The sequence below is a fragment of the Phycisphaerae bacterium genome (assembly GCA_018003015.1).
GTDB lineage: Bacteria > Planctomycetota > Phycisphaerae > UBA1845 > PWPN01 > JAGNEZ01.
Window position 1 is genome coordinate 20,731 of the sequence record JAGNEZ010000044.1, and the last position, 12,848, is coordinate 33,578.

Below are 12,848 nucleotides of genomic sequence, written 5' to 3' on the forward strand. Positions count from 1 at the left end.
GTCATACTGGCGAACACGCGTCCACCCCGGTGGCCGTCAGTCACTGGAAGACAATTGGCCTTGGACCGCTTCTCAATCCAGCCACTGCTTGCGGTCCTTGATCTTCATCGGCACGTACTCTCCGGTCAAGTAAGTCAGCCGCTTGTTGAGCAGGGCTTCGACCTCCATCTTGAAGCCGTTCTGCATCATCTTGCGGATCTCCCTTTCCCAGTCGCGCTTGCCCTTGAACCAAGGATAGGAGAGGATCTGCTTGGCCCGCTTGACGTCCTGGTCGTTGAGGCCGATCTTGACGTCGTCGCTGAGACCGCATCGTTCATAGTCAAAACTGGAGACGCCGATGAAGACCGCCTGGGGCACGGCCATGCGTTGGCTCTCGTAAGCCAGGTTGATCGAGCCCTGCTTGATGACCGAGTAGATGTAGTAACCCCAGGGATCGTTATCCAGCAGGCAATACAATGGCAGCTTGAGTTCATCGTGCATCCGACGAAGAAGTCGACGCATGCCCCGCGCGGGCTGGCCGCCGCCATGGGTCACGATGCAGTGGTGCTTCTCGTGGTAGCGATCCTCGTAGAAACGGCGCCAGACGGTGTCCTTTTCGACATGGAGGATGTACTTGGCGGTACACTTTCTGAATTGAATCATGTCCGGCTCGACGATGCTTGGCACCGGGTAGCCGGCCGAGCCCATCTTCATGCAATCGAGCGTGTTGCCGTCATCGACCAGCGTAATCGGCCCGACCAGGTTGCCGCGGTTGCTGGCATAGACGTGCAGTTCCTCGCGCAGCGTGTCAATGCAGACCTCGAGATCCTCGATAATCGGATCAGACTCTTCCTGGTCGTTGAAGGTCTTCTCCTTGGTTCCCGCGACGTCGTGCTTGGCAAGGTAGTAGAGTGAACGAATCGAGGCGGTCTTGTTCTCCTCAATCAAGGTCTTGCACTGGGCGGCGATAAGCAGAGTCTGCATGAACTTCTTGGCCATGCTCTTGTCGAAGAAGTGACGCGACTGCGTGGCCCCGCCCATCTCGATAATCGCCCGCTTGGGATCGAATCGGACGTTGGAGAGAGCCCGGATGGGGATGTCGAAGTTCGGGTCCTTCTTCCTGGCTGCGGCGGCGATGACCATCTCGGCAAGGCTCTCGATCTTCTTGGTCGTAATCCCAGCCTCGGAACGAGTACGAGCGGTGCGCCGATCCGTGCCGGTTTTCCCGGGCGTCGTCCGTTTCTTCGCCAATGGGCTCCTCCTTGAGCGTTAGAGCTCCTGTCACACCCTGGGTACGTTATTGTCCGCCGTCCGTCCGGAGGGCCTCCTCGTGCCCGCTTTGGACCGCGCGTTGTGCGCTCACCGGCCACCCGAATGGTGCGGCCATCGGGCGAATCGCGATCCCGACGATCACGCTCCCGGCGGGTATTATACCCACCTCATCACCAGGGTGAATGAGCCCGGAATGCCCGAGGCAGGCTCGCTCAGGAAGCACTCCTCTCCACGGCCATCAGCCCCTCCCCAGGCATGCGGACAAGGAGCGGTATCGGAGCATGTCCCGGGGGTAGTCGCGAATCCACGGTCGGGCAGAGGGCGTTCACGGGTCCGCATTCGCTCCCGCTCCTGGCGGAACAGCACCCCCCAGATGTCGAGAAAGAATGATGCACCTTGACTCAATCCGGTCTGGCTTTATAATGCGGGAAGAGTAGGCTGGCTGTTTGAGGCTGACAGCCTAAGGCGGAGATAGTGACGGCAGCGTCCTGGAGGCATTGCCGGTCCCTTGGCAGGCCGGCAAGCGAGGGGGCAGCGGCCGGCGGTCTTTCGTGCTGTTCCTGTGCGGCGTCTCGTGCTGGCCGCGTGGGGTGTTTTCTGCCAGATGGGCGGCGGCCATGCTCGGCCACCGTCCGTGACCGGGCATGTCGAACGCGACGCCCGGGCACGGGCAGGTCTGCGCGGACGACTCGCGGCCACGGCGCCGTCCGGCAGAACTGGCCCGCCAGAGGATGGGCAACCTGCACCTCGACGACTCCCCGCGTGGAGGAGATTCGATGAATGGGGCGGCAAGAACAGCCGTGTTCTGCGGTCTGATGGCTCCGCTGGCTTGTGCGGCAACTGCCTGGGCCGCACCGCTGCTAACCCCCGGCGATTTCGTCATCGCGATCGACCTTGATCCGGACGGCACGACCAGCAGGTATCCGGCCAAGGAAGCGCCGGCGATGGCGTGCGACGCCCTCCTGAACACAAAGTATCTGAACTACTCTATGGAGAACTCGGGGCTCATCATCACACCGGCATCGGGGCCGTCAGTTGTCCAGAGCATCCGATTCTCGACCGCAAACGATCATGAGGAACGCGATCCCGCCTCCTACGAGCTTTATGGGACGAATGCCGCGATCGCCAGCACCGACAACAGCGACGGTGAACAGGAAAGCTGGACATTGATCGCGTCGGGAACGCTGGTACTTCCCAGTGCAAGACAGGCGGTCGACCGGGCGATGGACTTCGCCAATACCGCCAGCTATACCTCGTACAAGGTCATCTTTCCCACACTCAAGCGCGTCACCACGCCCAACTCCATGCAGATTGCCGAGATCGAGTTGTTTACCGGCGCCGGAGGAACGGGCACCCCTGTGCTCGGGACCGGCGGAACAGTCCTGGCCATCGACCGAGACCTCGTGCCACAGAGTTCATACCCGGCGGGCGAGGCTCCGGCATTCGCCATCGACAATCGCCCCAACAAGTACCTGAATTACGGCAAGGCTAACACCGGCCTGATCGTGGCCCCCTGGGTCGGTCCGACCGTGGTCACCTCTCTGCAGATCATGACCGCCAACGATGACGCCAACCGAGACCCCTCGACTTACGCTCTGTACGGCACCAACGAGGCGGTCCTGAGCACGGACAACAGCCGGGGCAACAAGGAGAACTGGACGCTGATCGCCTCGGGTGATCTGGCCCTGCCGGCCGATCGCAACGTCCTGGCGCCGGCAGTGACGTTCGAGAACGCCATGCCCTATCTCGCCTATCGCCTGGTGTTCCCCACGCTGCGCGACGCGGTGACCGCCGATTCCATGCAGATCGGCGAAGTCCGGTTCTGCGGAACAATGATCGAGGCACCGCCCATCCCTCTCCTGGCCCCCGGCGATCCGATCCTCGCAGTCGACTCCGACCCAGACACCTCGATGAGCAATTATCCGGAGGTCGAGACGCCCGCGATGGCCTGTGACGGAGACCTCGCCACCAAGTACCTGAACTTCGCCAAGGAGAATTCCGGCCTGATCGCCGCGTCGACGCCCGGCGCTTCCATCGTCCGAAGCCTGCGGCTGATCACCGGCAATGATGCCCCGGAACGGGACCCCGTGATTGTCGAGGTCTACGGCACGAACGCGCCGATTGCCAGTGCCGACAACAGCTGGGGGACTGCCGAACCGTGGACGCTGATCGCGTCCAGCGGACTGGAACCGCCCATCGACCGGACAACCGTCTATCCGGTGTTCAACTTCGCGAACGAAACCAGCTATAACTTCTATAAAATTCTATTTTCATCGATCAAGGACACCGCGACCGCCAACGCGATGCAGGTCACCGAAATCGGACTCTATACCGAAGCAGACGCGGCGGGCACCAACGTGCTGCTCGGCAGTCCCGCGGTGCTGGCGGTGGACGCCGATGTCCTGCCGGTGAGCTCCTACCCCGCGGCCGAGACACCAAGCTGCGCCATCGACCGCTCGCTGGCCAAATACCTGAACTTCGGCATGGAGAACTCGGGCTTCATTGTCACGCCTGCGGCCGGCCGGACGATCGTCAACGTGATTCGGATGACCAGCGCCAACGACTGGAACGTCCGCGACCCCATCTTGTGGACACTGTACGGTACCCTGGACGCGGTGGCCAGCACCGACAACAGCCAAGGCGACGCAGAACAATGGACGCTGATTGCATCCGGTGCCAGCGGTCTGCCGACCGACCGCAACCGCCTGGGAGCACCCGTCTCCTTCGGGAATACCGCGGCATACGACTCCTACAAGCTGGTGTTCAGCCGATTGCGCGACCCGGGGACGGCCAACGCCGTGCAGGTGGCCGAGATCCAGTTCTACGGCGCCATCCTGGGCTGCCCAGCACCTTTCGCCGATGCCGACGGGGACGGCGATGTGGATCAGGTGGACTTCGGCGAATACCAGGCCTGCTTCACCGGCCGGGGCGGCGCCAACTCGACCTACGAATGCCGGTGCTTCGACCGGGACAACGACGGCGACATCGATCTCGTGGACTTCGCTGAGTTCCAGAAGTGCGCGACCGGACCGGCGGTCACCTGGACCCAGGATCTCCTGCCGGACTGCGCCCCGTGATGATCGGGCCGGCCGACAGCGGCTCGGCGGGCAGACGAAAGATCACCGGCGGTGTGTGCCTCCCGTGGCTTGTCATCATGGTCTTCGATCACCGAATCGGGGTACCCGCACCCGGCTTCAGCCGGCTCGCTGGAACAACTCGCCGGCCGTCTCGACGTCGCGGTTGACGACCACGGTGTGCTCGCCGAGGTCTTCGCCGTCGTCGTCATCTCGGATCGGCCGGCCGTGCTCATCCAGCCGCTCGTCCGCCCGGCAGGTCACCTTCTGAGCGATGGCCACGAGATTGCCGGTCAGTTCCTCGCGATTGATCCGCTTGATGACCGCGCAGGCATCGACTACTTCCTTGATGTAGCGCTCGAAGACGCTTCGCCGTTCGCCCTCGTACTTCTGCTTGCGCCGGCGGTTGAGGTAGCTCGAGAGTTTCCGCCCGCACTCCTGCAGGCCGAGCCTGATCTCCTGGCGAATCTCGTCGTAGTCGGCAATGGCCTCCTTGGACTCGGAAGTGAACGGCACCCAGACGCTGGCCATGTGGACCATGACCACCAGGGGAGCCTGGGGCAGAGCCCCGCTGCTCTGCGACAGGCCGTAGCGCCGCCAGTCAAGGTCGAGCACGGCCTTGTAGATGCAGCACGCCGACTGCTGATAGAGCAACGGCACGCGATTGGCGAACCGGATCACTCGGGTGGTGGGAACGTTGCGCGAATCGTTGCCGTTGACGACCTTGCCTCGGCTGACCTTGACTTCTTCGACCGGGGCCGCCTCCGCTTGTTTGGGATCGGCCCCCAACTCGCCGCCGTAGGCCAGACCGACTTCCATCTGGAACGGGTTGCCCCGATAGACGGCCGGCGGACGGGTCGAGGCGGTGAAGAACTCGGCTCTCACGCCCTTGAGCAGGCCGGCCAGGATCTGCTCCGCCCCGATCGGCGAGAGGCAGTTGGTCGGGGGGCCCATGAACCTGGTCTTCTGAACGGCTTCGTACAGCTTCTCCGCCTCCTGGCGGGCAATCCGCTTGGGGTGTGCCCGGGGATTGAGCTTGGCGGCATGACAGATCTGTTCGGCGGTCTGAGACCCGACTCGACAGAACTCGCTCTGCAGGAAACCGCTCAGCCAGTGCGAACCCGTCTCGTGAAGCATCTTGATGAGCATGCCCAGCTCCACCCCCAACGGATGTGGCTTGATCTCGGTGGGCTGAGTGGGAACGGTGAGCGTTCCCCGGTCGAAGAGCTGGCGCTCGCCAACCGGGGGCGTGTAGATGAACTTCGCGTGGGGGTTGGCAATCGCGGTCTGTTCCATGTACTCTTCGACCGACTGGCGGCCCTTGTTGTAGGAACCGACCAGCTCGATCTCGACCTGGGTGCCGTGGTCCCATTCGACCTGCCGGTTCTCGTCCTTGACGATGTTGGGCTCGTTCTTCTTGGTGTCAATCTGAATTTCGTAGTAATGAGCCTCCTTCTTCGGTGAGGTCCGCGAGGTCACCTTGATGCTCTTGCCGGTGGTCAGCAGGCCGTACATGCCCGCCGCGGAAATACCGATGCCCTGCTGGCCGCGCGACATCTTGAGGCGGTGGAACTTCGACCCGTACAACAGCTTGCCAAACACGTTGGGGATCTGCTGTTTGACGATGCCCGGGCCGTTATCCTTGACGACGACCCGGTAGCGTTCCTCCGCGGTCTGAACGAGGGCCACCTCGATCTCGGGCAGAAAACCGGCCTCCTCGCAGGCGTCCAGGGCGTTGTCCACCGCCTCCTTGACGCACATCAGCAGGGCCTTCCGCTTGTTGTCGAAGCCGAGCAGGTGCCGGTTCTTGGCGAAGAACTCGGAGACGCTGATGTTCCGCTGTTGCTTGGCCATACTCTCGGCCGTCGCCCGGGCAGCGCCCGCCTTGCCGGACCGGGCCAATACCGACTCGACGGTCAGGGTCTCAGGTGAGGTGGATGCAGGCGAAGTGGACCCGGTCGCGGCAACGGCATTGGAAGCTGTCGCCGACTTGCCCGAGGTCGGGCCACTCCTCGCCGGCGCCGCAGCCGGCTTGCCGGCGGGCCTGACCGGCATCTTCTTCTCGGGCTTCTTTGCGGATGCCGTGGACCTGGAGCCGGCCGATTTCCCGGCCCTCTCCCCCCCTGTAGCGAATGAAAACGACAACTGTTTACCTTCGGTGGATGCCATCTCTGTCATAGTGTAAACCCGCCATCCATGGTCACCGGGCCCAGCCTTCCTGGCACGCCGTCAAGACACTATGATACGCCCGGCCGGGCAGTGTGCAAAGGCCAGGCACGAGCGCCACGGACGAACAGGGAGCACCCGGTCTCCCCCGGAATGTCGCGAACACATCCGGTTCTATATCGTCCGTAGGGTGCTCTCCGCTTGACCCTCTTCCTGCCCGCGGAAAGGCGCCCCTCGATGCGACCTGTGGCTCCCTCTCTCGTGCTGTTCTGCGGTTCGTTACTGCTCCTGCCCTCTTCAGCCACCTTGCTGGCCCAAGACCCCGCCACCATCCCGACGATTTCCTGGAAAGACGCGGGCAATTACGTGGACCAAGAGGTCGACGTCATCGGCCGGGTCGTTCGAGCGACGCGCGGTCGTTCCGGGCAGTACTACCTGAACTTCGTGGAAAACTGGAAGGGCACGCTGTCCATCTACATTCCCAGAAACGCGGCCGCCCGATTCGACCCCAACCCGGAGGACCTCTTCAAGGGCAAGACCATCAAGGTGCGCGGGCTCATCTACCTGTTCAAGGAGAGCAACACCGAGGATCTGAATCTCAGGGTCGAGGACCCCAAGGCCATCGTGGTCGTCCCCGACGACACTCCCTCGGCCAGTGAACCGGCGGTAGCGGCTCGTCCCTCCAATGGATCCTCCAGCGCGAACACCCCCGCCTCCGCTGGCAGCAGCCAAGCGATTCGGGCTGAGGAGTACCTGCCGACGATCGGCGTGGCCCATGCGGGCGACTTCCTGGAACAGGAGGTTTTCGTCGTGGGCAGGATCGGGGGCGGCAGACAGGTCGCGGCCGGCCATCTCAACCTGCACCTTCATGACGAGCAAGGCCACACCCTGAAGGTGTTCATCCGCAGGCAGTATCTGCCCAACTTCCCCGCGTCCCCCACCCAGCTGTACACGGGCAAGATGGTGAGGATCCGCGGACGGCTGTATCTGTTTGAGAACAAACCGGACCTTCCGATCACCCATCCCGGCCAGGTAAGGGTCTTGCCTGACGATGCCAAGCCGCCCACCGAACCGCAATGGCCCATTCGTATCAAGCCCACAATCAGCACCGTGCCCGGCACGGAGATCACCGTCGGCTCCTACAACCTGCTGAACCTGTTCGACGACGTGGACGACCCCTACTACGCGGATGACATCCTTGACGCCAAGCCCCGTCATGAGCTGGAAGCCCTGGCCACATCGATCCGCAAACTCAACGCCGATGTACTTGCGGTGGCTGAGGTCGAGAACCGCGGCATCCTGGAGACCTTCGCACGGAGGTTCCTGCCGGACATGGGCTACGAACCGGTATTGATCGAGGGCAACGACGACCGGGGTATCGACGTCGGCGTCCTGTCGCGGCTTCCCGTCGGCCGAGTCATCAGCCACCGCCATCTGCGATTCAAGGAAGCCGACGGCAAGGCCTCCCGATTTCGACGCGATCTGCTGCAAGTGCGGATCGAGCCACCGGGCGGCACACCGTTCGACGTGTTCGTCGTCCACCTCAAGAGCAAGGGCGGTGTGGAGGAGGGTGGAATCGAGACCCGGACGGCCGAGGCCCGCGAGATCCGACGGATCCTCGATGACCTGCTCAAACGCGACCCGCAGGCCCTCTTCGTGCTCTGCGGCGACTTCAACGATACCCTCGGTAGCGAGCCACTCATGAGTATCCTCGGCAAGGGCACCACCCAGTTGGCGAACTTCGTCAACGATCTGCCGCCAGACAACCGTGTGACCTTCAACCAGATGCCCCACCTGTCGATGATCGACTTTATCCTGGCTTCGCCGGGCATGGCCGGCCAGTACGTCGCCAAATCGTACGGCATATTGCCGGGGAGCCCTGAGACTAGCGGATCGGACCACAACCCGGTGTTCGCCCGCTTCAGGGTCGGACACCCCAGGTGACGGCCGCGAAAGTGCGCAGTGAAGTGACGATGAAAGCGAACCGGCCTCTGAGACTCGCCTGCATCGGGTGCGGCGCCCGCGCCCAGACGTACACGCAACTGGCCGCGGGCCATCCCAACCGGTTTCAGATCGTCGCTGCCGCGGATCCGGTGCCGGAACGCGTTGAGAAGATCCGGCGCACGTCGGCCAACCCGGCATTCCGCGGCTTCCCCAGCGCCGAGGCAATCCTGGCCGCCGGCAAACTCGCCGACGTCATGATCGTCGCCACGCAAGACAACTCCCATTTTGAATACTGCCAAGGCGCCCTGCAGCTCGGCTACGACGTGCTCCTCGAGAAGCCCATTGCCACCCGAGCGGCCCAGGTTCTCGCCATCGAACGGCTGGCCAGCCAGGTTCGCAAGCGCGTGATGGTCTGTTTCGTCCTGCGCTTTGCCGCGTTCTATCGCAAAGTGAGGGACATCATCGGCTCGGGCGCACTGGGCGAGCTGGTCTCCATCCAGGCCAACGAAGGCGTCAATCCGTGGCACCAGGCACACTCTTTCGTGCGCGGGCACTGGTCGGTCGTGGACAAGAGCTCGCCGATGATTCTCTCCAAGTGCTGCCACGATACCGATATGGTTCACTGGCTGGCGGGACGGCGTTGCACCCGGGTTGCGAGCTTCGGCAGTCTGGAGTTCTTCCGTCGGGAACGCGCGCCCGCCGGGGCACCCGCCCGATGCACCGACGATTGCCCGGCAGGCGACTCCTGCCCCTACAACGCCCTCCGCTATACCAGCGACCTGCGCTTCCCCTGGCTGCCGATGGTGTATGACCGGGCACAGGAAGCGAGTGTCGAGGAGATCACCGCCTGGCTGCGGACCAGTCCGTGGGGCCGCTGCGCGTATCGCTGCGACAACGACGCGGTGGACCGGCAGGTCCTGGCGATGGAGTTCGGCGGCGGCGTCACCGGCACGTTCACGATGACGGCGTTCGCCACCGGGCGGCATGTCGAGATCTGCGGCACACGCGGCGTACTGAAGGGTGGTGAGAGCTATCGGCAGCATTTTGGAACCCACCTCGTCCTGCTGCCGCATGAAGGCGAACCGGTGCGGTACACCGTGCAGGCCGAGGACGGTGGTTATGAGTTGCACGGCGGCGGCGACGCGGGGCTGGTCAATGCCCTTTACGACGAGATGACCAAGCCGCGCGACGCACCGCTGGAGGCCGGGCTCGATTCGACCGTCCACAGCCACATGATCGCCTTCGCGGCGGAGGAATCGCGGCTCGCAGGGCGAGTTGTGAATCTGGAGGAGTTCGAACGGACCCACGGCAAGGATGCATGACGTCTCTCTGCCGAAGCCGAACCGGCACCATGAGCAGCGAGCGACTCACCTCGAAACAGCTCGTCCAGCGCGTCCTGCAGGGCCTCGAAACCCCGCGCGTGCCAACCGGGCCGCTGGCGGTGCATTTCTGCGCCGCCCAGGCAGGTTACACGCTCCGGCAATACACAACCGACCCACGGGCCCTGGCCGGCTCGGTCATTCGCTACCACGAGCGATTCCGACCGGACGCCGTCTGGCTTTCCGCCGACACCTGGGTCAGCGCCGAGGCCATGGGCGCACGGGTGGGCGCAGCCAGCGACGACCAACCCTTCGGCGGGATGGGCGAACCACGAATCCGAACAGCGGCTGACCTCGACCGCATCCCGGCGCCGAATGTCGCAGCGCAGGGCCGTTATCCGCTCATGCTCGAGGCCCTGACCCGCATTCGCGACACGCTCGGCGATCGAGTGTTCCTTGTCGCCTGTCTCGATCAGTTTCCCTTTTCGCTTGCCTGCGCGCTCATGGGCCTTGAACGGGTCCTGCTCATGCTGAAGGACGATCCGCGTATGGTCGAGGCCCTGTTGGAACGATGTCTGGAATACGGCTTGGCCTACGGGCGTGCCATCAGCGATGCCGGCGCCGACCTGCTCAGCGGCGGGGATTCGCCGGCCGGGCTGCTGGGACCCAGGCTCTACCGCGAGTTCGCCCTGCCCTACGAGCGGCGGCTGATCGCCAGGCTGAAATCGGCGACCGGAAAACCCGTCTCGCTCCACATCTGCGGCGATGCCACGCCGATCCTGGCCGACATGGCCGCGTCGGGGGCTGACGTGCTGGAGATTGACCATCGGGTAGACCTGGCCAACGCGTGCCGGATCGTGGGTCCCGACATGGCGTTGTGGGGCAATCTCGATCCGGTCGGCGTGCTCTTGCAGGCCAGCGCGGAGCAAGTCCGGCAGGCCGGCCGCCGGGCGGTGGACGCAGTTCGGGCTTGCGGGCATCGGCGCTTCGTGCTGAGTTCGGGCTGCACGCTGGCGCCAGGGACGCCCAGCGAGAACCTCCACGCCATGCTGCATCGGATCGCTTGAGCGACCGCGACGCACGCACAATCAGAGCCGATGAGTGTCCTGTCGGATCTGCGCGTCCGCAGATCGGGCCCGCTCCTGAGCGCATAGTGCGATCGAACGTATCTACTGGACTGCGTCGCGAGGGGAGAGAACCATGGATGCGTCACGAGTCGCACATTGATCGCCCAGGAAATAGACGAAGAAGTCGCTCTTGCCCACTTGCCGCCATCCGGACGGAAACTCCGCCGGCTGGCCCCAGGGGCTCTCCGATGATCTGAATCGCCGGGTAACGATCGCGGAGGCGCCCGCCTTGGCGAAAGCACCGTTGATTCTTGATCGCACGCTGTCACCAGCCAGCCAGTAACTGTCGCGGGGTCGGACCTCGGCGATGATGCGTGCCTGGGCCAGTCGAGCCCAGTAGGAGTACCACGCGATCGACGAGCCCACGTGGGCCACCCGGTCTCCCGGCCGGAGACCCATCGCCTGCAGACCCTGAGCGACGTGCCATTGCGAATGAGCGATCGCACCGCCATCCCCTCTCAGATCACCCAGCGCCGATTTGAACGGAACCACGGACCGCCAGCCCAGGCCGATGCCGAGCACCACCAGAGCCAGCACGCACACCACTCGAACCAGGCTTCTGGGGAGACACGAATCCCTGAGGCTGATTACCACAAACAACCCACCCCACAGCAGCATCACGAACCCGCCCAGATACCGCGTCTCGACCACGACCAGTCCATACATGGCCATGGCCGCCAACGGCGGAGCCAGAATCCACCACTGCCGGATCAGGCTTCTCACCACCGCCAGACCGGTCGAAGACAAAGCCAGCAATACGATGACGCCGAACGTTACCACTCCCATCTGAGCCACGAACATGTCCGCATAGGTCTCAAGCGATGCCTTCAGCGTCGCGATTTGACCGGCCACGTTGACGAAGGGAACGACTCCGCCCCACCAATGCGAGGGATCGTACCATAACGGAAACGAGCCGGGCAGTGGGGTAGCGAACTCGTAGGCCACGAGCCGGCAGTCCCCCGGCCGCGCAGGCGGCCGATCGTAGATCAGACGCGGCGCCTCCGGCACTTCCGACGACGCCGAGTGGCCGTGCCAGAAGTCCCATGAGGGCACGTTGTCCACATAAAGGACGTAGCTGGTTCGGCCGGCATCGCCCCAGGAAAGCCGCCCCTTGGCGCTCGACAAGCCCCAGATCCAGGGCCCGGCGACGAGCACGAGTCCGAGCAGGCCGACCGCGACGCGCGGAAAGACCCGCCGCCGCGGCCGAGCGCAGAACACCGCGGCCACCAAAAACACGACCGCGAGGGGCAGCATGGCCGCCTTGGTCAGGTACCCGAGACCGAGGAGAATGCCCAGAACCAGAAACCGGGCGATGCTGCCCCCGCCGTCGCGAATCCGAACGAGGACGCCGGCGGCCAGGTAGATCCACACGGTCAGACACAGATCGGGTGTCACGCGGTGCATCCCGATCAAGACCAGGGAACACCAGATAAACAAGGTGTAGCCGAGGGTCCACCAGGCCCAATCTGGCAAACCATCGTCCTGGCCGATAGGCTTGGCCGAGCACCTCGCCTGACCGTGGCGCACCAACCCGGCCCAGAAGTAGTGAAATCCACCCATCGAACAGGCCAGGAGCACCACGCCGAGCAGGTGGGCCAGGGTTGCCTCCGCGTACAGCGACGGCCGCATGATCCACTTGGTGATGGCGATCAGCCAGGGGTAGAAGGGGCTCCAATGACCAGTCCAGATGTGGGCCCAGTCGCGACGGAGATAGGTGTCGGCGATCTCCATGTAGGAGATGCTGTCGGTGTCCATGGCATGGCGAACGGACCAGGCGTGGACTGCGCCCAGGGCCAAAGTGACGATCCATATCGGGATGACGTATGGCCAGCAGCGGGCCCACGATGCTGCGGGCAATGACGGCCTGGTCGGGTTGACGGGATCCGTCATACTCACTCCGCCGCCTCTCCCATGACCTCGTGCGCGGAACGTGGAACCATGCAGACTTTATCGGCCGGACGCCTGAA

At 63.8% G+C, this 12,848-nt stretch carries 8 protein-coding genes; 5 read left to right on the plus strand and 3 right to left on the minus strand.

The annotated features are described in order from the left end of the window. Positions 1 to 72: 72 nt before the first annotated feature. Entirely contained in the window at positions 73 to 1,122 is a 1,050-nt protein-coding gene (locus tag KA354_17365) for a DNA topoisomerase IV subunit A (protein ID MBP7936412.1), read from the minus strand. Positions 1,123 to 2,027: 905 nt separating this feature from the next. Here KA354_17365 and KA354_17370 point away from each other — a divergent pair. Beyond that, on the plus strand, positions 2,028 to 4,328 hold the full coding sequence (locus KA354_17370; protein ID MBP7936413.1) for a hypothetical protein: 2,301 nt from the start codon (positions 2,028 to 2,030) through the stop codon (positions 4,326 to 4,328). Positions 4,329 to 4,445: 117 nt separating this feature from the next. Here KA354_17370 and KA354_17375 read toward each other — a convergent pair whose 3' ends face one another. After that, entirely contained in the window at positions 4,446 to 6,179 is a 1,734-nt protein-coding gene (locus KA354_17375) for a DNA topoisomerase VI subunit B (protein ID MBP7936414.1), read from the minus strand. A 31-nt stretch (positions 6,180 to 6,210) separates the two neighbouring features. Between KA354_17375 and KA354_17380 the strand changes: the two genes are divergently transcribed. The 4 genes from KA354_17380 to KA354_17395 all read left to right on the plus strand — a co-directional run bounded on the left by KA354_17380 (position 6,211) and on the right by KA354_17395 (position 10,821). After that, complete coding sequence (locus KA354_17380) at positions 6,211 to 6,510, plus strand: hypothetical protein (GenBank protein ID MBP7936415.1); 300 nt, start codon at positions 6,211 to 6,213, stop codon at positions 6,508 to 6,510. Positions 6,511 to 6,728: 218 nt separating this feature from the next. Next, positions 6,729 to 8,435 carry an endonuclease/exonuclease/phosphatase family protein gene (locus tag KA354_17385; protein MBP7936416.1) on the plus strand — a complete coding sequence of 569 codons (1,707 nt, stop codon included), beginning with the start codon at positions 6,729 to 6,731 and terminating at the stop codon, positions 8,433 to 8,435. Between the two features lie 29 nt (positions 8,436 to 8,464). Next, positions 8,465 to 9,757 (plus strand): Gfo/Idh/MocA family oxidoreductase, encoded by a 1,293-nt coding sequence (locus KA354_17390; protein MBP7936417.1) that lies wholly within the window; start codon positions 8,465 to 8,467, stop codon positions 9,755 to 9,757. A gap of 29 nt (positions 9,758 to 9,786) precedes the next feature. Beyond that, positions 9,787 to 10,821 (plus strand): uroporphyrinogen decarboxylase family protein, encoded by a 1,035-nt coding sequence (locus tag KA354_17395; protein ID MBP7936418.1) that lies wholly within the window; start codon positions 9,787 to 9,789, stop codon positions 10,819 to 10,821. Between the two features lie 102 nt (positions 10,822 to 10,923). On the opposite strand, the gene KA354_17400 is transcribed toward KA354_17395, so the two are convergent. Next, on the minus strand, positions 10,924 to 12,771 hold the full coding sequence (locus KA354_17400) for a hypothetical protein (GenBank protein MBP7936419.1): 1,848 nt from the start codon (positions 12,769 to 12,771) through the stop codon (positions 10,924 to 10,926). Positions 12,772 to 12,848 lie beyond the last annotated feature (77 nt).